Below are 19,863 nucleotides of genomic sequence, written 5' to 3'. Positions count from 1 at the left end.
TCCCCAGCGATGTCCGACACCATCTCGGATACCTGTCCTCCAACGTTCGGTTTCCGCGTTGAGGCCGAACAAAAGGCGGTGCCCGAAGCCCGGCGCAAGATCGTCGCGTTGGTGCGGGGCTGGGACGTGCCGCTGCCGGAAGACACCTTGGGCGACCTGGAGTTGCTGTCCACCGAGCTGATCACGAATGCCGTCCGGCACACCGATTCCTCCTGCGCGGTGGCCGTGCGCTGGACCGGCGTACGGGTCCGGGTCGAGGTCACCGACGTGAGTCCCGCCCGCCCGCGCCGACGCCACAGCTCCCCGGAGGCGGAGGGCGGACGCGGCCTGCTCTTGGTCGAGTCCCTGGCCAGCGCTTGGGGAAGCGCCCCCGATCCCGCTGGGAAGGTCGTCTGGTTCGAACTCGGACCGCCCGACGGGACGCCTCCTCCCCGGAGCACCCGGACGATAACCACCGGCAGTGGATCGGCGACGTCCGGCTACCTCCCTGCCTGGGCAGAGGACGACCCGACCGAGGCCAATGTGCCCCTGGACCAATTGCCGGAGCGGCTGGCCGGCATCAACCACCGGAACTACTTCGAAGGCCCGATGATGCCCCTCACCGACCCGGACGTATGGGAAGGGGTCGAGGAGGACGTGGTCTTCGAGGGCAGCATCGACTGCAACCCCTACGACCCCGACTCCGGCCTCCGTGTGCCGGTCGTCAACCTCCAGGTCTGCGTGGGGCGCTGGATCCTCGGCCTGGACCCGCTGGGTGTCGCCGAGATCGCCGCGAAGCTCCGCGCCCACGCCGACCTGCTCGATGAGAAGGTGCGCCCCGCCCTCATCGCCGCCCGCGAGGACTGGATCGCCCACCACCCGTCAGCCCAGCAACGCTCGCCGGCCTCAGGCCCGGGGGGCCGCACATAACCGGCACACTCGCCGCCCCGGCCCCTCCCCGCTGGCGCGGCTATGCGAGCGCCCCCTAGGGAGCCCGGGCGCCGGTGGATGTCGCCGGTTGCCCGGAGCCCGGAATGCACGACGTCACGCCTTCAGGGTGCCGTGCGGGTCCCCAGCAGCAGCTGGCGGACCAGAAGCCTTATCCATCCCCAGAGCAGGAGGACAGCACCATGACCACAGCCATCCAGATCGACACCGGTATCGGGTTACGCACTCGGGACCCGAAGGAACTCCTCAACGCCGTCCAACCCCACATCGCGCACCTGACCGTCAACATCCTCGACAGCGGCATGACCCTCTGGGACCGCGAGATCGCCCTCCTGCTGCGTGACCACACCATGGTCCTCGACATGGCCGAACGGATCCTCGGCAACGCCGTCATGTACACCCTCGCCTGCATCGAGCACCCCGAGGTGCACCTGGGCGTCGGCAAACTCGTCGACATCGGCGTCCACCAGCTCATCCTCGACACGCCCGTCTGGTTCGCCCTCTGCGATCTCTACAACGGCGGTCGCTACAAGCACCACGCCCCGTTCATCGAGCGCCGCAGCGACGGACTGTGCCTGCGCACTGCGGACTTCCTCACCTCGATCGGCTTCGAGATCGACACCGAGCTGTGGGCGATCGACAGCACGGACTGCTCGCCGTGCGACAACAAGGTCCCCGACAGCCACTGAACCGAACGGCGCCTCGCCCGTCCGGTGCCTGCGGGCATCATGGGGCGGGGCGCCGCCTTCTTCGGCAAGCAGAGGACACACATGCCTGCGCAACACGACATCGTCGCCGAGACCGAACTGTGGGACACCTACGCCCGCACCGCCTTCAAGGACGAAGCCGAGCCGGTCTTCCGCTGGACGCAGTACGCCGGTCACGGACCCGGCCCTGAGCTCATGGGCGACCCGGGCAGCGTCCTGGAGATCGGCTGCGGCACCGGACGCGCGCTCGCCCACCTGGCGCAGAGCGGCGTGAAGGCCACAGGCGTGGACCTGTCTCCGGTGATGGTCGAGAAAATCGCTGAGCGCTGGGCGCCGTCGGGAGCGCAGTTCCACTGCGCCGAAGTGCTGGACTACCTCGGCTCCACAGCGGAGACCTACGACGCGGTGTACTCGATCTTCGGGGCGGCCTGGTTCGCCGACCCGTCGAAGCTCTTCCCACTCGTCCGCCGCCGACTCAATCCCGGTGGGACCTTCGTCTTCTCCCAGCCACCCGCGATCCCGGGCGCCTACGGCCCACAGGGCATGTACAAGGGCGGCTTCGCCGGGAAGGCCATGTTCACCTACCGCTACAGCTACCGCCCGCCTGTATGGGAACGACTTCTGACCCGATCCGGGTTCACCGCTGCCCAAGCCCGCGTCCTGGACGCCCCCGAGCCGGGCCACATCGGCACGCTCCTGGTCAGCGCCCAGGCCTGACGCCGAGCCCAGCCCACGTCGGCGATGTCGGCGAAGGCCACCAGCGGCTCCCAAGTCTCCGCCGCTCGGTCCTCGACTGGCATCACCGGCTCCATCGATGCCGCCACGTCGGTCAGCGGCACCAGCCATCCCGCCAACCGGTCCCGCAGATCGTGCAACTGCGGGGTGTCACAGCGGCACCAGCTGACAACACCAGCCAGCCCGTCGCCCCACCAGACGCTGTCCGATCAGTGCGAGGCAGGCACGGCCTACGGACCACCTACCCCGGCCACTCACGCATCGCTCACGCACGACCCTCCGCACGACCGCGCCCCGGCCGCCATAATGACGACCGGGGGCACAAAATCACAGGTCAGCGACCCCGTAGAGGGATCGACCCCGTAGGCCGTGTGGGACTCGAACCCACAACCAATGGATTAAAAGTCCACTGCTCTGCCAATTGAGCTAACGGCCCGCACCCCGAAGCATAGCCGGGGTCCGGGGGCGGGCCGAGACCATATCGGCGGGTCCGCCGGGTCGCGCGGACGGGCGGCGCTTCGAGGCCCCGGGCGGGGGCGGGCCGCCGCGGTCCCGGGCAGGCGGCGACGCGCGTCCCGCCGGGTCCGGGGCAGGGGCACGTCCGGTCCGGGAGTGCGGTGGGCCACACCTCAGCGCCCGGCCCCGCCCAGGGGGCCGCGCGGTTACGCCCGCGGCACGGGCAGAACGAGGGGGTGGCCGCGGACCGGCGGGCGGCAGCCGGCGGTCGAGGAGCAGGCGCCGTACGACAGCAGGACGCGGGTGCTGGTGGCGCGCGGGTCGGCGAGGCGGGCGGTGAGGTGGAGGGTGACCGGGCCGTCGGGATAGACCGGCAGCGTCACCTCCAGTTCGGGCAGCCGCAGCCCGTACGGCTTGGCCGAGGCGCTGACCGGGCCCGCGGGGATGAGCGGGGCGGACACGTTCAACCGGGTGGGGATGCCGAGGCCGTCCACGCCGCCGTCGGGCAGGTCGAGGCTGTAGAGGTGGAAGCCGCGTGTCTGCGGGGCGAGTTCGGCCGTCAGCCGCACCTGGTCCGTCGCGGTGCGCTCCAGGGTGACGGACGCCGTGACGCCGCCGTCGGTGAACGATCCCGCCGAACGGGGCGCCGCCGACGGGCTTCCCTGCCCGCACCCGGTGAGCCCGCCGGCCGCCACGGCGAGGAGGGCCACGGCGGCGCTGCGGGCGGCGACTCTACGAGGACGGACAGCCGCCAACCTCCCCACGCTCAGGCCCACTTCTTCAGGAACGCGTTCACCTCGGCCGCCGGCATGTCCCGGGCATTGGCGAACTGCCCCTGGTTCGTGGCCACTTCCAGCTTCCCGTGCGCGTCGACCACCGCGAGGGCCGGGATGCCGCTGGACCGCAGCTCGACGTACTGCGCGGCGACGTCCAGGTTGTGGTCGAAGTCGCCGACGTCCACCCGCACCACGTGGTACTTCGCGAGCAGCCCGGCGGTGTCCGGCTCGGTGAACGTCTTGCCGAGGACCACGCAGTCGGGACACCAGTCCGCACCGAAATCGAGCAGGACCGGCCGGCCGTCCGCGGCCGCGGACCGCCTGGCGGCGGCGATGTCCGCGGCGGCGTCCCGCGCGGGGTCGTAGCCCTCGGGTGCGGCGGCGTTCGGGGGCGCCGTGGCGGAGGCGGTGGTCGCCCCTGGCGTGGCGAGCGTCGCGGCCGTCGCGGGCGTCGCGATCGGCGCGGCCGTCGTGGTGGCCGGCACCGGCAGCTTCGGATCCGCGGCCGCGTCCGTACCGGACCCCGAGCCCGAACCCGAGGACCCGCACGCCGCGATCAGCACGACCGCCGCCGCCCCCGCCGCCCCCAGCGCCGCACGGCGCAGCCCGCCCGCGTTCCGTCCCCTCCCGCTCCCCCTCAACATCCCGCTCACAGCAGCGCCTTGTACGTCTGCCAGCCCCAGCCGATCTTCGCGCGGGCCGCGAACTTCCCGTTGTTCAGGCCGTCGTAGCGCCACAGGTCGCCGTTGGCGTCCCGCGCCACGAGGTCGTTGCGGCCGTCCCCGTTCAGATCGCCCACCCCGACGATCGCGTTGTAGATCTGCCAGCCCCCGCCGACGCGGACCCGGCCGGTGAGGTTGCCGTGGCTGGTCGCCCCGTAGAGCCACAGGACGCCCGCGTGGTCGCGGCCCATCAGGGTGGCGGCAGGGGGGAACTGCGGGGTGACGCGGAGGTCCTGGACACCGACGAGCATGTCGTAGGTCTGGTAGCCGTAGCCGATCTTGACGCGGGGCGCGAACACCCCGCCGCTGGTGGTCTTGTAGAGGTACAGGTCACCGTGGGTGTCGCGGGCGATCAGGTCGGGCCGGCCGTCGCTGGTGGTGTCGCCGGGCGAGGTGAGCTGGTCGTAGATGTTCCATCCGCCACCGATCAGCCGGTGGGCGCCGCTGGGCGTGAAAGCGTGGCCCGCGCTGCCGTAGTAGCAGGTGAGGTTCCCCGAAGCGTCGCGTACCAGAAGGTCGTTGAGGCCGTCGCCGTTCAGGTCGCCGGTCGGGACGAGCCGTGATGTCGCGGGCCAGCCGCTGCCGGACGACGAGGCCGCCTGCACGCCGCCCGGCGCGGCGCCGGTGCCGGGACGGATGTCCAGACGTCCGCCGGAGGTCAGCGCGAGCAGGTCGCCGACGCCGTCTCCCGAGAAGTCACGGTCCCGCGCGGGGGCGGCGGCGATCGTCAGAGTTCCCGTGCTGCTGAGCGCGGGGCCGTCGGCGTCGGCCGGAACGGCGCTGAGAGTCCAGGTGTAGGCGCCGCCCGGCACCGCCATACCGGTGATGTACCGGCCGTCCCAGTGCGCCGACACGGTGGCGCGCGCCGCACCTCCGTGGAAGGAGGCCGCCACCGCGGTCTGGCCGCGCCTGCGCACGTCCAGCCGCCAGGAGGAGACCGGCCCGGTGAGGGTCCACTGCGGCTGCCAGCCGACCGCGTCGAGTGCCGCCGCCGGGCTGACGGTGCTGCGCAGCACCGCGAGCGGCGACCCCGGCACTCCCGAGGGCAGTACATGGGTGGTGCCCTCGGTGTCGGTGTACGCCGCGAAGCCGCGGTACTTGTCGACGGTCCAGGTGATGCCGCGGTCGTCGGCGTAGGGCCCGGCGGGAAGGTCCGCGAGCGTGCGCCCGGCGGCGGCGCCCGTGTGGACGTCGGTCAGGACGAGGTGCGCCCCGGTGTGCTGGAGCACGAAGCCGTCACCGAGCAGCGCCTTGCCCGCGGGCACCCGCACCGAGTGGCCGAGCGTGCTGTCGTAGACCCCCGCGGGGCCGTCCGCGCCGCAGGACCAGTACAGCCACCGGCCCAGCACCTGGATCTCGTCGGGCACGCAGGGGGCGTCGGTGGTGACCGTGCCGGTGGGGCCGGGAGTACCCGTCAGTGCCGCGGTGGACTCGGTGGTGAACGTGCCGGGCGTCGAGGTCGCGGACCACAGGGTGCCGTTCCACAGTGCGGCGGCGGCGATCGGCCGGGTCCGGGCGACCTGGCGCTTGGCGAGGTCGATCACGTACTGCTGCCCGTTGGCCGCGCTGTCGTAGAGGGCCGTGGTGCCGTCGGCGGAGGCGATCCGGCCCTGCGAGGTGTCGAGGGTGATGCCCGCGGTGGCGCCCTCCTGCTGGACGACGTCGGCGCCGAGGAGGTTGGTGGACAGGTAGACGGGCGCGGCGCCGTCGAAGGTGTCGGATGCCGTGTCGGTGTCGGTGAGCGCCGCGCAGCGCACGCCGCCGCAGCGGTTCACGATCCCGTCCCACGGCATCTGATGTTGCTCTTCGACGTAGCCGGTCAGTTTCGGGGTGGCTCCGCTGCCGAGGTCGGCGTTCTGCAGGTGCTCCTGGACCTCGTTGCCCGGGCCGGTCTCCACCCGGCTGAGCCGTCCCCGGTCGAGCGACAGGCCGATCTGCTCGGGGTGGTAGGTGGTGAAGTTCCGGAGGACGGCGGCGGGCCCGCCGTCCGGGGGCAGCCGGTAGGTGGCCCAGCCGCCGGATCCCGTGGCGGCGTCGAAGGTCACCCCGCCGTCGGCGGCGCGCGCCGGGGTGCTGCCCCGCGCGGTCAGCACGGTGGCGGCGCTTCCGTCGAGCGGGAACGACTCGACGGGTCGGGGCGTCTGTCCCGGCATGAGGCCGGCGTTGGCGCGGCCCATGACCAGGGCCTTGTCCGTCAGGATCGGCACGGCGAGGCCGCCGTCCTGCAGAGGGGCCGCGAGGTCGGCGACGACGGTCTGCGGCGCGTCGACCGCCCGCAGCGTGGCCTTGCCCGTCACGGGGTCGTAGACGCCGAAGGCGTCGTCGCTCAGGAGGAGGGTGCTGCTGTCCGACGCCGCGTTCGCTCCGAGGAAGGTCAGCGCGCCCGTGTCCGTGTCGAGCAGGCCCAGCCGGCTCGCCGTGCCGCTGGTGAGGAACGCCATGGCGCCGTCGACGGCACGCCATTGGCCGATCGCGGTGATGCCTCCGGCCGGCTGTCCGCTGACCAGGGTGTCGTTCAGGCCGCCGCCGGCCGCCGGTGTGAGCAGGTGGAGGGCGCCGTCCGTGTCCTTCGCGACCGCGGCCCAGCCGCTGCCGGTGGGCACCAGGCCGACGACGTACCGTCCCGCGGGCACGTCGGTGCGGGTCCAGGCGCCGGCCGCCACGTCGTAGATGTCGATCCGGTCGGCGGGCTGCGCCGGCGTGCCCCGGTCCACGGTGCCCACCACCGAACCGCCGCCCGGCAAGGGCACCACCGTGGGGGGCTGGGCGAGCTTCCCCAGGTCTCGCGAGACCGTGCCGTCCGCCGAGTACCAGGTGTACTGCCGGGTCCCGGACGTGAACGTGACGCTGCCCTGCACGACGTAGCCGCCCGGGTCGGAGCCGGCCATTTCCAGCCCCACCGGACCGGTGGGGCTCTGCGCCGGGATCGTCACCTCCGCCGGTGCGGCCGGCGCCGTGCCGGCATGGGCGAGCTGCGGCAGCGGTCCGGTCGCCGCCGCGACGGCGGCGAGCGCGGCGACCAGGCCGCGGCGGAGTGCGGTGGTACGGGTCACGTGGGTCCCTCCAGTGCGCCTCCCCGCGCGCAAAGCGCGGGGGTCCCGCGGACGGCGGCCGGATGCGGCGTGGCCCGCGTCGGTGAGGAGGTGCCCGCGGCTCGCGGAGGCAGGCGAAGTGGCGCGCAGCGGCACGCGAACGGCGCCGGCGGCGCGCAGGAAGAACGGGAAGCCCCCCGGCCCCTGGTCATCCCCCCACAACAAGACAGCGCACTGTAACAGCAGGTGCACCCGCCCTGGAACGCGGAATCACCCACTCCGCGACCGGCGGCGGCGGGACCCCGCGACAGGGGCCGCCCACGAAAACGGGCCCGCCCGGCCGGGAGGGTGAACTCCCGGGCCGGGCGGGCCCGTTGACGATCAGCAGCGGTCAGCCGTTGCGCTTCCAGCGCGGCTTGCGCTCCCCGTACGAGGTGGCGGGCCGCTCGCGGTCACGGTCGCCGCCGTAGGACGGACGGCGGTCACGGTCGCCGTACGACGGCCGCGAGTCGCGGCGGTCGCGGTTGAACGGGCGGTCGTCGCGGCCTCCGTAGGAGGGGCGGCGGTCCCGGTCGCCGTAGGACGGGCGGCTGTCGCGCCGGTCGTCCCGGTTGTACGACGACGACGAGGACGAGGACGAGGACGGACGGCGGTCGTCACGGTCCCGGTTGCCGTACGACGGACGGGAGTCGCGGCGGTCGTCCCGGTTGTACGACGACGACGAGGACGACGACGGACGGCGGTCGTCACGGTCGCGGCTGCCGTACGACGGGCGGGTGTCGCGGCGGTCGTCACGCCCGTACGGGCGGCGGTCGTCGCGGTCCCGGTTGCCGTACGACGGGCGGGAGTCGCGGTCCCGGTCCCGGTCGCGGTGGTCGCGGTCGCGGAAGTCCCGCTGGTCGCGGCCGTACGAGGGCCGGTCGTCACGGCGGCGGTCGAAGTTGCCGCGCTCGTCCCGCCGGTCGTCGCGACGGTCGTCCCGGCGCTGGTACCCGCCGGCCGGACGCTCCTCGCGCGGCTCGGGGATCTGCGGGGCGGCCGCGGCCTCGACCGCGGCGGCCGCCTCGGCGGCACGGGCGGCAACGGCCTCCTCCGGGTCCTCGCCGCGCTCGCGCGCCGAGCGGGCGGTCAGCCGGTCGGCCTCCTCGCGCAGCTCCGCGGCGCGCCGCTGCAGGCGCTCCAGGTGCCGAGTGGCCTCGGCGACCTCGCGCTCGGCCTGCGCCGCGGCGTTCTGCACCGCGTCGGCCTGCACGTCGGTCAGCGAGCGGGCGCCGGTGATCTGGGCGACGTCCTCGTCGAACGCGCCGGCCCCGCCGATGGTGTGGCGCGAGGCGTCCACGCCCGCGTCCTCCATCAGCCGGAAGATCTGCTTGCGCTGGTGCGGCAGGGCCAGCGAGACGACCGTGCCGGACCGGCCGGCGCGCGCGGTGCGGCCGGAGCGGTGCAGGTAGTCCTTGTGGTCGCCGGCCGGGTCGACGTTCAGCACCAGGTCGATGCCGTCGACGTGGATACCGCGGGCGGCGACGTCGGTGGCGACCAGCACGTTGACCAGCCCGCCCTTGAAGTCCTCCAGGGTGCGGGTGCGGGCGCCCTGGGTCATGCCGCCGTGCAGCGCGTCCGCGCGCACACCGGCCTCGACGAGCTGCTGGGCGACACGGTCGGCGCCCATCTGGGTGCGGACGAAGATGATCGTCCGGCCCTTGCGGGCGGCGATGGCCGCGGTGACCGGGGCCTTGTCCTTGGGCTTCACCACCAGGACGTGGTGGCTCATGGTGGTGACCGCGCCCTGGGCGGCGTCCACCTCGTGCGTCACCGGGTCGACCAGGTAGCGCTTGACGAGGGTGTCGATCTCGTTCTCCAGCGTGGCGGAGAACAGCAGGCGCTGGCCGCCGGCCGGGATGAGGTCGAGGATCTCGGTGACCTCGGGCAGGAAGCCCATGTCGGCCATCTGGTCGGCCTCGTCCAGGACCGCGATCTGCACCTGGTCCAGGGCGGCGGCGCCGCGGTTGATCAGGTCGCGCAGCCGGCCGGGGGTGGCGACGAGGATGTCGACGCCGCGCTCCAGCGCGTAGATCTGGTTCTGCATGGAGGTGCCGCCGCAGACGACCTTCATCTTCAGGCCGAGGACGTCGCCGTAGGGCTGGAGGGCGTCGGCGACCTGCATGGCCAGCTCGCGGGTGGGCGTGAGGATGACGCCGCGCGGGCGCTTCCGCTCGGTGCGGCCGCCGGCCAGGGTGGTGAGCAGCGGCAGGCCGAAGGACAGTGTCTTGCCGGAGCCGGTGCGGCCGCGGCCCAGGATGTCCTGGCCGGACATGGCGTCCGGGATGGTGGCGGCCTGGATCGGGAACGGGGTCACGACGCCGTTCTGGGTGAGCTTGCGGACGATCGCCTCGGGCAGGCCGAGGTCGGCGAACGTGATGCCGGGGGCCGCGTCGTCGGCGGCGGCGTCGGCAGCGGTGGTGTCGGCGGGAGCGTCGGCACCGTCGGCGGGCACGGTGGCCCCGGCGGCGTCGGTGGTGGGCTCGGTCGCCGTGTCGGCGGTCACCGCCTCGACGTCGAGCACGGAGTTCTGCGCGCTCTCGGGCATGGCGGCACGGTCGGCACTGTCAATGGACATGCTGAAGCAAAACCTCTCGGAGACTTACGGCACGCGCCAGCTCCACAGGTTGCTTACAACCGCCTCGATGCGGTCAGCCACTGGAGATACGGAACGCGCCACGCGGCGCGTTGCGGATTCAGGCGCCAGGCATCGGAATGGGGATCAAACGATCTACCAGCATACGCATCCAAGGCCCCGAGCGCCAATCCCCTCCGGAACCCTGCTCTGACCTGGCCGTACTCGGATCGGGAGGGGTTTCGCACGGGGTCGGAGGCGGGACGGGGGCCGGGCCTGGGGCACGGCGTCCGGAAGAGGAGAGCGGGGCCCGCGGCGCCGCGGTCAGGACGCGCCGGGGCCGGACGTGCCGTCGCCGGGAGTGGTGCTGCTGGACGGCGGGTCGGACGGGGCCGAGGTGGTGGTGGGCTCGTCGGTGGTGGGCGTGCCGGTCGGCCGGTCGCCGGTCGGGGACGGCTGCCCGGCCGGACGGGACGAGGTGGCGCCCCCGCCGGGCGGCGGGACGGCCCGGACGCCGGGCTTGCCGGACGTGGGGGTGACGGGTGTGGACGGGGAGGCGGAGCCGTCGTCGAGCGGGATGCCGGAGACCGTCGGGGACGGCGCCATGCCGTCCCGGCCGCCGCCGTGCCCGGTTCCGGGCAGGCCCTGCCGGGTGCGGGGGCCGTCCGCGGCGTGCCCGCCGCTGGCCGTGGTGGCCGTGCCGCCGGGAATCTTCTGGTCCGTGCCGCCGGTGCTCACGCACCCCGCGACACTCGCGGCCAGCAGCGCGACGAGCGCGGCCGCCCGGATCCCGGCGGACAGGGCTCCAGCGGACCGGGCCCCGGTGGGGCGGACCCCTGCGGGGCCGGCCCCTGCGGACGGCGTCCCGGCCGCGCGGGCACGGGCGTGCGGGGGACGTGCGGGAACGGGTGCGGGCATGCGTGGGGACCTCGGGCTCGGCACGGGCCGGCGGGCGCCCAGCGGCGCGCCGCGCCGGGCGGACTCGCCGTGTCCAACGCCCCCGCCCGCACCAGGACACGCCCGGCGTCCCGGGAGGCATGTGCCGTTCTGCCGTGGCGGCCGCCGATCTGCCGTGGCTGCCGCCGACCGGCCCGACGGGTGCGGCTCAGCCGTAGCCCAGCTCGTGCAGCCGGTCGTCGTCGATGCCGAAGTGGTGGGCGATCTCGTGGACGACGGTGATCTCGGTCTCCTCGACCGCCTCCTCGCGGCTGTGGCACATCCGCAGCGTCGGCCCGCGGTAGATGGTGATCCGGTCCGGGAGCACGCCGGCGTACCACTCGCCGCGCTCGGTCAGCGGCGTCCCCTCGTACAGGCCGAGCAGGTCCGGGTCACCGGCGTCGGGCTCGTCCTCCACGAAGACGGCGACGTTGTCCATCAACCGGGTCAGCTCGGCGGGGATCCGGTCCAGCGCCTCGCCGACCAGTTCCTCGAAGTCCTCGCGGCTCATCTCCAGCACAGGCCCATTGTGTCCTGCGCCACGCCCCGCGGCCGACCCCTCAATCGTTTTGCCGAACCCGCGGGCCGTCCCATATGCTTCCCCCGTCCCCGATGTGCGCCGAAAGGCCCACCGCGGCAGGCCGTTCAGCCCTCATCGTCTAGTGGCCCAGGACGCCGCCCTTTCAAGGCGGTAGCACGGGTTCGAATCCCGTTGGGGGCACCCACACCCTTTCCCCTCCCCCACCCGGGGGCACCCTCCCGCCCGCGTCCAGGGCACCCACTCCCCCCGTCCGGGGCAGCCTGGTGCCGTCAGGGCATCCCCGCGCCGCCCCGGCGCCCCGGCGGGGCAGCCCGCCTGGTCAGGCCGGGGCCGGGATCGGGGCCAGTTTGAGGGTGCGGGCGCCCTTGCGGAACGCCTGCTGCGCCGCGGTGCTGGAGGTGAACGTCCAGTCCGCGCCGCCGCCCTGCTCCCGGGTGTACTGGAACCAGACGAAGCCGATCACGTCCGGGTGCGTGTCCAGCCACGGGAAGAACGTGCCGATCCAGGGGGCCTTCTGGGCGCCCGGCTGCGCGCCGGTCTCGGTGATCAGCAGCGGGCGGTCGGTGAACTTCCGGAGGGCCCGCAGCGTCGGGTCCAGCACGCTGCCCGCCGTGGACTCGGTCACGTCGTAGGCGGACAGGCCGATCCAGTCGACGTAGGCGTCCCCGGGGTAGAGCGACTTGAGGCTGACCTGGTCCGCGCCGCGCAGCGTGTTCGGCGCCCACACCCAGATCACGTTGTCCACGCCGGCCTTGTCGAAGATCGCGCGCACGTGCTTCCACGCGGCGACGAACTGCCCGGGCTTGTTCACGCCGTTGTGCTCCGCCCAGGGGTACCAGTGGCCGTTCATCTCGTGGCCGAGGCGGATCGCGACCGGCCATCCGTCGTCCTTGACGGCCTGGGCGAAGGCGGTGATGTACGCGTCGTGCGCGCCGCCGATGATCGTGGACAGCGCGTACGAGCGCTGCTTGGTGCCCTTGGCCGAGCCCGCCCACGGCTCCCAGGTGAGCACCGGCAGGGCGTGCTGGGAGTACGCGGCCCGCACGGCGTCGGGGTCGAAGCCCTTGGTCCAGTTGACGAAGTACTCGACCATGTTCGGCGCGGTGCCGCCCGCGTCCTTGGCGATGCCGGAGAGCACCGTGGACTTCCACGGCGCGTCGTGCGCCGCGACGCCGAAGTACTTGGTCCCGGCGGCGGGCGCGAGGAAGCGGGACTTGTCCGGGACGGCCGGGGCCTGCGACGAGGAGGGCAGGGCGACGCTGCGCCCGCCGTCGTTCGTGCCGGAGCCGCCGGAGGAACTGCCGCCGCCCAGGGTGAAGGCGCCCACGCCGACGACCAGCGCGGCGGCGACCGCGAGCGCGGCGAACACCAGCCGGCGCGAACCGCCTTCCCGGACCGGTGCCTCGTCAGCCATTGCCCGCCTTGTCCGTCGCGCCGGCCTTCTGCGTGCCGGACTTCTGCGTGGCGCCCGCCTGCTTGGCGGTGCCGGTCTGCTTCGTGGTGCCCGGCTTCTGCCCGGCGGCACCGTTGTCCGGCACCCGCTCGAACAGGGTGATCCGCAGCCCGCCCGCGAACTCCCGGGCGATCGACGGCTTGTACTCGGTCTGCAGGAACGCGCCCTGGTCCGCGGTCATCCCGGCGTACGGGGTCGCGGCGTCCGCGGTGGACACCAGCCAGATCCGGTCGACACCCTTGGTGCACACCACCGGTGCCGCGCAGGGCGTGCCGGTGTAGGTGCCGTCCTGTTCCGGCGGGACCATCACGTAGACGCCCGACAGCGGCTGCGCCGCGCCGCGCAGGTGGTAGGCCATGGCCCGGGTGGCCACGTCGAGTTGGCCGCTGTAGACGATGCCGTCGCCGGGCTTCTGCTGAAGGGCCACGTACCGGGCGGCGGCGCGGAAGTCGTAGGCGCCGTGCTGCGGATCGTCCCGCAGCGTCGGCAGCGCCATCACCGAGACGGCACCGACCGCGGCCAGGGCCACCAGCCCCGCGGCGATCTGCCGGGGCACGACCGACCCTGCCTTGCCCGGCAGTTCACGGCCGAGCGCGCACACCCCGGCTCCGGCGAGCAGGGCGAGAGCGGGCACGGTGAAGACGAAGTACGCCGGCGTGAACACGTTGGCGTACGAGCGCAGGCCGAACAGCACCACCGGCGGCAGCACCGCCCACACCAGCAGCGGGATGCCGTTCCTGCGGCCGAGCAGCACGCCGAACAGCGCCAGCAGGCCGACAGCCAGGGCGACATGGGCGGAGCCCAGCAGGTCCTGCGGCAGGTGCAGCAGCGCGTCGACGTTCGTACCGCCGTTGGGATGCTGGTGGTTCTGGCCGCGGGCCAGCATCAGCACCGCGAACAGCGGCGCAACGGGCACCAGCGTCACCGCGAACCAGGCTCCGGTGCGCTGCCGTTCGGTGGCGAGCACGATCAGCAGGTAGGCGGCGACCACGGTCGCGGCGACGGGGTGGAACAACCCGGTGAAGAGCATGCCGAGCGCGTAGCCGCCCCAGCGGTCGGCGCCGTCGTGGTCCAGCGCGCGGTAGAGCAGGAGCGCCCCGACGACCACGGACAGCGCCGACAGCGCGTACGGGCGGGCGTCCTGGGCGTAGCGGGCGGTGGCCGGCAGGACGGCGAAGACCAGCCCGCCGATCAGACCGGTCGGCGCGTCGAACATCCGCCGGCCCAGCAGGGCCAGGGCGGCGGCGGTGGCGGTCATCGCCAGCAGCGACGGCAGCCGCAGCATCACCGCGGAGGAGCCGGCGACCGACACCCACAGGTGCATCAGCACGTAGTAAGGGGCCAGCACCACGTCGGTGTTGTCCAGCAGCCGCCCGAGGTTGTTCCAGGACAGGTGCGCGGCCCACCAGGTGGCCGACTCGTCCTCGCGGACCTGGGGCGTGCCGATCTGATAGGCGCCCAGGGCGAGGGTGACCAGCGCCGGCGGCAGCATGGTCGTGCCGCGGCTCAGGCCGCGCCTGCGTTCGCGTTCGCGCTGCTCCCGCTCCTGGCGCCGGCTGGGCCGCGACTCGTCCCGCTCGGTCCTGGGCTGCGGGATGATCGCGATGGGGATGGTGTCGGGGGCGTCGAGGAGTTCCCTGTCGCTCACGGCGTGCTCCCCGCGGTGGAGGGGGTGGCGCCCGATGAGGCGCCGGTGGTGGAGGGCGTCGCGCCCGGTGGGGCACCGGTCGAGGGCGTCGCACCCGGTGAGGCGCCGCTGCGGGTGGCCGGCTGGCCAGTGGTCAGGTGCAGGGTGGCCAGGCCGGCCTGGAACGCCTGCTTCTCCTGAGGGCTGGAGGTGAACCGCCAGTTGGCGCGGGCGCCGGTGTCGCGGTCCTTCTCCATCCAGACGAAGCCGATGATCTCGGGGTGGCGCTTCAGCCAGGGGAAGAAGTTGTTGACCCAACTCAACTGCTTGCTGTCGATCTGCGCGCCGGTCTCCATGATGATGATGGGCTTGTCGGTGATGGTCTGGATCTGCTTGATCGTCGGCCCGAACGTGATCGCCGGCGTCTTCTCGTGCACGCCGTAGCCGGTCATGCCGACCCAGTCGACGTAGTCGTCACCCGGGTAGAGCGGCTTGAGCTTGATGTTGGGCTCGGGCCGGATGATGTTCGGCGACCAGACCCAGATCACGTTGGTGGCGCCGGCCTCGGTGAACAGGTCGTGGACGTGCCGCCACACCTTGACGTACTCGCCCGGGTGGTTGCCGTTGACGCCCTCGTCCCACGGATACCAGATGCCGTTCATCTCGTGCGCGAACCGCAGCACCACCGGCCACTTGGCGTCGGCGATGGCCTTGGCGGTCTCGGTGATGTACGCGTCGAAGTGGCCCGCCAGGATGTTGGCGAGCCGGTAGTCGGGCTGATCGGTGTTGGACTGGAGGATTTCCTTGGGCTTCGGGTTCTGCTTGCCGCCGGCCCACGGCTCCCAGGTCAGCACCGGCAGGGTGCCGTGTGAGTAGGCCGCGGTGATCGAGTACGGGTTGAACTTCTGGCCCCACGTCATGAAGTACGAGCTCATCGTGGTCCGGATGCCGCCGGCGTCGGTGGTGAGCTGGTCGAGTTCCTTGGCGTCGTAGGGCGCCTTGACGGTGGCCGCGCCGTAGTAGATCCCGTCCGGGTGCAGGAACTGCTCCTTGCTCGGAACGGCCTGCCCGCCCTTGCCCTTGAGCCGGTCGAGCACGCCGGGGCTGCTCGGGGCGTCGCCCAGGCCGGAGTAGCCCGAGCCCTCCGCGTTGGACACCACCGCCGCGTACACGGCGTACGAAAGGGCCGCGAGCAGCACGGCGTTGACGGCCATCCACACGCGAAGGCGGATGCCGGAGCCGCGGCTCCACCAGTGCATCCGCTTGCGGCGCCGGTTGCTGCGCTCAGACACTCATCATCACCGAGCCCCCGAGCATGAGCCCGCCGATCAGGTACGGCACGAGCACCAGCGGGCTGCGGGACTTCTCGCCGGCGAAGCTGTCCGCCCGCGTTCCCCAACTCGCGTTGTGCGCGCACCGGAAGAAGCCGAGCAGCCGCACGGGGAGCAGCAGCAGGGTGTTGATGACCATGAAGGTGGGCAGGAACAGCAGGTCCTGCGGCCGGTACGCGAAGTGGCGGCCGAAGCGCACCATGAGCGAGAACAGCGACATGATCGCGGCCAGACTCACCAGCAGCACCAGGGACTTGGTGGGGTCGGACGGCAGCGGCAGGTCGTGGTAGATGCCCGGGCGGCCGCGGTGGAAGGCGGCGACCACCCAGGAGGCGAAGGTGCCCAGCAGCACGAACGGCACGGCGACGTCGGCGAAGTAGAACAGCGCGAGCATCTTCGCGTGGCGCAGCATCCACGGCATCATCCGCAGCGTGTTGTACTGCGAGCCGCGGGCCCAGCGGTACTGCTGCTTGGCGAGCTTCTTCAACTGCAGGGGCGCGTCGGTGTAGACGAGCGAGGTCGACTGGTAGACGGTGCGGTAGCCGGCCTTCAGCGTGTAGTTGGTGAGCGTGCGGTCGTCGCTGACCTCGAGGAAGACGCCGAGGAACTTCTCGCCCAGGAAGTCGTCCATGCAGTCGAAGAGGATCTGGCTGCGGAAGGCGATGGTGCGGCCGGGCAGGCAGCCGACCGTGCCGAGCACGCTCATCGCCGGCATCGAGTACTGGCAGCGCACGCTCTCCAGCCAGTCCGCCCAGCGGGTGAGGACGGTGCGGCTCGGCTGCAGGATCCGCTGACGGGTGGTCACCCCGCCGATCTTCGGGTCGCGGAACGGCTTGATCAGCTCGCTGAGGGTGTGGGTGGTCCAGATGGTGTCGGAGTCGACCAGTACGGCGATCTCGCCGGTGGACGCCTCGAGTCCCACCTTCAGCGCGTTGCGCTTGCCGGGGATCTCCGTCCAGTACCAGAGCACGCCGAGGTCGTCGCAGATGGCTTCCAGGGCCTCGTTGCGGCGGCCGTTGATGACCACGATGATCTCGGTCGGCTGCTGGGCGATGATCCGGCCGACGACCTCGCGGAACAGGTCCTCCGGCTCGTCGACGACCGGAATGATCACCGACGTGGTCGCCTCGAAAGGCCGCTTCCACGGTTTGTAGCGGCGGGCAAGAACAACCTTGATCACCCACAGCAGCCAGATGAGGGACATAAAGGCCGCAAATGGGTACACCACTCCGCTGATCCGCAGCTCGCGGAGCTCCAGCAAGAACGCCAGCATGTCTTCCCTATCGCGCCGAATTCTCCCCCGCTCCGCTGTCGACGCGGTATGCCGCAGAGCAGCTATCTCGATGGGAATGTTTACCATATGATCTGCACGGCATCCTCACGTGGTTGTGGAACCAGACTGTTGCTGTGTGCATCAGTGCGGCGCCGGCCCGGGGAGCGGTGGTGTGGACTCTGTGACGTGGGGGGCTGCTTCACCCAATTCACCGTCGGTCCCCACGCACAGGGAAAGGGCCCCGCACCATGCGCCTCACTGTCATCGGCACCGGCTATCTCGGCGCCACCCACGCCGCCTGCATGGCCGAACTGGGACATGAGGTGCTGGGCGTCGACGTCGACCCCGACAAGATCGCCGCATTGCAGTCCGGTAGCGTCCCCTTCTACGAGCCCGGACTGGCCGAACTCCTCGCCAAGCACGTCGCGTCGGGCCGGCTGCGGTTCACCACCTCCTACCGCGAGGCCGCCGGGTTCGCCGACGTCCACTTCTCCTGCGTCGGCACGCCGCAGCAGCCCGGCGGGCAGGGCGCCGACCTGCGGTACGTCGACGCGGTGATCGAGTCGCTGGCCCCGCACCTGGACCGGCCCGCCCTGGTGGTCGGCAAGTCCACGGTGCCGGTGGGCACCGCGGCCCGGCTGGCCGCCCGGCTCGCCGAACTCGCCCCGGCCGGCGACCGGGCGCGGCTGGCCTGGAACCCCGAGTTCCTGCGCGAGGGCTTCGCCGTCGAGGACACCCTGCGGCCCGACCGCCTGGTCCTCGGCCTCGCCGACGGCGACACCGGGTCCGAGCAGCTGCTGCGGGAGGTCTACCGGCCGCTGCTGGAGAACGAAGTGCCGCTGGTCGTCGCCGACTTCCCCACCGCCGAGCTGGTCAAGACCGCCGCGAACGCCTTCCTGGCCACCAAGATCTCCTTCATCAACGCGATGGCCGAACTGTGCGAGGCGGCCGGCGCGGACGTGACGCGGCTGAGTGAATCGCTGTCCTACGACCCGCGGATCGGCGGGCGGTTCCTGCACGCCGGCGTCGGCTTCGGCGGCGGCTGCCTGCCCAAGGACATCCGCGCCTTCCGCGTCCGCGCCGAGGAGTTGGGCGTCGGGCCGGCGCTCGCCTTCCTGGACGAGGTGGACGCGATCAACCTGCGCCGCCGGGACCGGGTCATGGACCTGGCCGCCGAACTGCTGCCGGACGGGCTGGCCGGGCGCCGGATCGCCGTGTGGGGCGCGGCGTTCAAGCCCGACTCCGACGACATCCGCGACTCGCCGGCCCTGGACCTGGCGGCCCGGCTGCACCGGGCGGGCGCCTCGGTCAGCGTGTACGACCCCAAGGCCATGGACAACGCGCGCAAGCTGCGGCCCGAACTGGACTACGGCACCGGCCCGCTGGAGTCGGCGCAGGGCGCCGAGCTGATCCTGCACCTCACCGAGTGGCGGGAGTTCCGCGCGCTCGACCCGCAGGCCGTGGCCGCGGTCGTCGCCCGGCCGCAGATCATCGACGGCCGCAACATCCTGGACCGGGACGGCTGGCGCGCCGCCGGCTGGACCTTCCGGTCGCTGGGCCGGCAGTAGGCCGCCGCCGTCCGATGCCCACTCCACGCACAGCGCGGCGCCCCATCGGCCGCGCGCTGACCTCTCCCGCCCGGCACCGGCGCATCCTCGTCCACCTGCTGGTGAGCGGGCTCGTGGCGGCGCTGGCCGCCTGCTCCTCCGGCGGCGGCGACGACCGCATCCACGACCTGGCCGGCACCGGCCACGGCACCGCCTCGTCGGGCGGAACGCCGGAACCCGGGCCGTCGGGACGCACCAAGACGCTGACCAAGGCCGACTACCTGCACCCGCAGGGCGACTACTTCGGCGTGGCCACCTTCCACGCCCCCGCCCGGGCCACCACCGACGCCGCGACCCGCGCGTCCGGCCGGCACCCGCGCATCCTGGAGTACTACCAGGGCTGGGACGAGCCGTTCTCCGCCGCCGACGCCGAACTCAGCTACCAGCAGGGCGCGTTGCCGCTGGTCACCTGGGAGCCGTACGGGACGTCGCGGGCCGCCGACCAGCCGCAGTACTCGCTGAAGAAGATCGCGTCGGGGGCCTTCGACCAGTACATCATCACCTTCGCCCGGCAGGTCAAGGCCGCCGGGCAGCCGGTGCTGCTGCGCTTCGCGCACGAGATGAACGGCGACTGGTACCCCTGGTCGGAGCAGAACAGCGGCAACGCCCCCGGCGACTACGTCAAGGCGTGGCGGCACGTGCACGACCTGTTCCAGGCCGTCGGCTCGACGCAGGTGATCTGGATCTGGAGCCCCAACATCCCCCGCGGCGCCCCGGGGGTGCCGCTCCAACCGCTGTATCCCGGCGACCAGTACGTGGACTGGATCGGCATCGACGGGTACGGCACCGGTCAGCGGACGGCGCGGGAGGTGCTGCAGCCGGCGGTGGACGCCGTGGAGAGCTTCACCGACAAGCCGATCCTGATCAGCGAGACCGGCAGTTCGCCCGGCGCGCAGCAGGCCGGCTGGACCGCCGACCTGTTCCGCTGGCTCAAGAGCACGCCGAACGTGATCGGCTTCGTGTGGTTCCAGCACAGCCAGGACGAGGGCGGCCGGTTCGACTACCGGTTCGACATCGACCCCCGTACGAAGGCGGCGTTCCGGCAGGGTCTGGATTCGCTGGCCCTCAGCCCCTGGCCAGTCACTGACGCTAAGATTCACCCAAATGGGTGACCGGAAAGGTGAAC

The 19,863-nt window shown here is 72.5% G+C and carries 15 protein-coding genes, 2 tRNA genes and 1 pseudogene; 6 read left to right on the top strand and 12 right to left on the bottom strand.

Going from position 1 to position 19,863, the window contains the following annotated elements; all coding sequences use genetic code 11:
* Nucleotides 1-9: 9 nt before the first annotated feature.
* The 3 genes from ACH4TG_RS07160 (at nucleotide 10) to ACH4TG_RS07150 (ending at nucleotide 2,351) form a co-directional block, all read left to right on the top strand.
* Nucleotides 10-909, top strand: coding sequence for an ATP-binding protein (locus ACH4TG_RS07160; RefSeq protein ID WP_398241127.1), 900 nt, complete (start codon nucleotides 10-12; stop codon nucleotides 907-909).
* A 200-nt stretch (nucleotides 910-1,109) separates the two neighbouring features.
* Entirely contained in the window at nucleotides 1,110-1,616 is a 507-nt protein-coding gene (locus ACH4TG_RS07155; RefSeq protein ID WP_398241126.1) for a hypothetical protein, read from the top strand.
* Between the two features lie 81 nt (nucleotides 1,617-1,697).
* Nucleotides 1,698-2,351 carry a class I SAM-dependent methyltransferase gene (locus ACH4TG_RS07150; protein WP_398241125.1) on the top strand — a complete coding sequence of 218 codons (654 nt, stop codon included), beginning with the start codon at nucleotides 1,698-1,700 and terminating at the stop codon, nucleotides 2,349-2,351.
* Between the two features lie 53 nt (nucleotides 2,352-2,404).
* Here ACH4TG_RS07150 and ACH4TG_RS07145 read toward each other — a convergent pair.
* The 8 genes and pseudogenes from ACH4TG_RS07145 to ACH4TG_RS07110 form a co-directional block, all read right to left on the bottom strand.
* Nucleotides 2,405-2,473: pseudogene (locus ACH4TG_RS07145) on the bottom strand (hypothetical protein); the annotation flags it as partial.
* A 259-nt stretch (nucleotides 2,474-2,732) separates the two neighbouring features.
* A tRNA-Lys gene (locus tag ACH4TG_RS07140) sits at nucleotides 2,733-2,805 on the bottom strand.
* A gap of 226 nt (nucleotides 2,806-3,031) precedes the next feature.
* Nucleotides 3,032-3,535 (bottom strand): hypothetical protein, encoded by a 504-nt coding sequence (locus ACH4TG_RS07135; protein ID WP_398241124.1) that lies wholly within the window; start codon nucleotides 3,533-3,535, stop codon nucleotides 3,032-3,034.
* 56 nt (nucleotides 3,536-3,591) lie between these two features.
* Nucleotides 3,592-4,245 carry a thioredoxin family protein gene (locus ACH4TG_RS07130; RefSeq protein WP_398241123.1) on the bottom strand — a complete coding sequence of 218 codons (654 nt, stop codon included), beginning with the start codon at nucleotides 4,243-4,245 and terminating at the stop codon, nucleotides 3,592-3,594.
* Nucleotides 4,246-4,250: 5 nt separating this feature from the next.
* Complete coding sequence (locus ACH4TG_RS07125) at nucleotides 4,251-7,376, bottom strand: FG-GAP repeat domain-containing protein (protein WP_398241122.1); 3,126 nt, start codon at nucleotides 7,374-7,376, stop codon at nucleotides 4,251-4,253.
* 370 nt (nucleotides 7,377-7,746) lie between these two features.
* Nucleotides 7,747-9,972, bottom strand: coding sequence for a DEAD/DEAH box helicase (locus ACH4TG_RS07120; protein WP_398241121.1), 2,226 nt, complete (start codon nucleotides 9,970-9,972; stop codon nucleotides 7,747-7,749).
* 321 nt (nucleotides 9,973-10,293) lie between these two features.
* Complete coding sequence (locus ACH4TG_RS07115; protein WP_398241120.1) at nucleotides 10,294-10,887, bottom strand: hypothetical protein; 594 nt, start codon at nucleotides 10,885-10,887, stop codon at nucleotides 10,294-10,296.
* Between the two features lie 187 nt (nucleotides 10,888-11,074).
* Nucleotides 11,075-11,425 (bottom strand): metallopeptidase family protein, encoded by a 351-nt coding sequence (locus tag ACH4TG_RS07110; RefSeq protein WP_398241119.1) that lies wholly within the window; start codon nucleotides 11,423-11,425, stop codon nucleotides 11,075-11,077.
* 128 nt (nucleotides 11,426-11,553) lie between these two features.
* On the opposite strand from ACH4TG_RS07110, the gene ACH4TG_RS07105 reads away from it, so the two are divergent.
* Nucleotides 11,554-11,626 (top strand) — tRNA-Glu (locus tag ACH4TG_RS07105).
* A gap of 139 nt (nucleotides 11,627-11,765) precedes the next feature.
* Here the strand turns inward: ACH4TG_RS07105 and ACH4TG_RS07100 are convergent.
* The 4 genes from ACH4TG_RS07100 to ACH4TG_RS07085 are packed head-to-tail and all read right to left on the bottom strand — an operon-like array spanning nucleotide 11,766 to nucleotide 17,130.
* Complete coding sequence (locus ACH4TG_RS07100; RefSeq protein WP_398241118.1) at nucleotides 11,766-12,860, bottom strand: glycoside hydrolase family 26 protein; 1,095 nt, start codon at nucleotides 12,858-12,860, stop codon at nucleotides 11,766-11,768.
* A complete protein-coding gene (locus ACH4TG_RS07095) occupies nucleotides 12,853-14,547 on the bottom strand; it encodes a glycosyltransferase family 39 protein (RefSeq protein ID WP_398241117.1) in 1,695 nt (564 codons plus the stop codon). The genes ACH4TG_RS07100 and ACH4TG_RS07095 overlap by 8 nt, the downstream gene beginning before the upstream one ends.
* Nucleotides 14,544-15,818: a glycoside hydrolase family 26 protein gene (locus ACH4TG_RS07090; RefSeq protein WP_398241116.1), complete on the bottom strand. Its 1,275-nt coding sequence runs from the start codon at nucleotides 15,816-15,818 to the stop codon at nucleotides 14,544-14,546. Before ACH4TG_RS07090 ends, ACH4TG_RS07095 begins: the two co-directional genes overlap by 4 nt.
* Complete coding sequence (locus ACH4TG_RS07085; RefSeq protein WP_398241115.1) at nucleotides 15,811-17,130, bottom strand: glycosyltransferase family 2 protein; 1,320 nt, start codon at nucleotides 17,128-17,130, stop codon at nucleotides 15,811-15,813. The genes ACH4TG_RS07090 and ACH4TG_RS07085 overlap by 8 nt, the downstream gene beginning before the upstream one ends.
* 248 nt (nucleotides 17,131-17,378) lie before the next feature.
* On the opposite strand from ACH4TG_RS07085, the gene ACH4TG_RS07080 reads away from it, so the two are divergent.
* Together ACH4TG_RS07080 and ACH4TG_RS07075 are read left to right on the top strand one after the other, a co-directional pair.
* On the top strand, nucleotides 17,379-18,698 hold the full coding sequence (locus ACH4TG_RS07080; protein ID WP_398241114.1) for a UDP-glucose dehydrogenase family protein: 1,320 nt from the start codon (nucleotides 17,379-17,381) through the stop codon (nucleotides 18,696-18,698).
* A 14-nt stretch (nucleotides 18,699-18,712) separates the two neighbouring features.
* Complete coding sequence (locus ACH4TG_RS07075; protein ID WP_398241113.1) at nucleotides 18,713-19,849, top strand: glycoside hydrolase family 26 protein; 1,137 nt, start codon at nucleotides 18,713-18,715, stop codon at nucleotides 19,847-19,849.
* Nucleotides 19,850-19,863: the final 14 nt, after the last annotated feature.

Source organism: Streptomyces sp. NPDC020917, from assembly GCF_044333795.1.
Taxonomy (GTDB): Bacteria; Actinomycetota; Actinomycetes; order Streptomycetales; family Streptomycetaceae; genus Actinacidiphila.
This window is presented reverse-complemented; position numbering and strand designations above follow the sequence as displayed.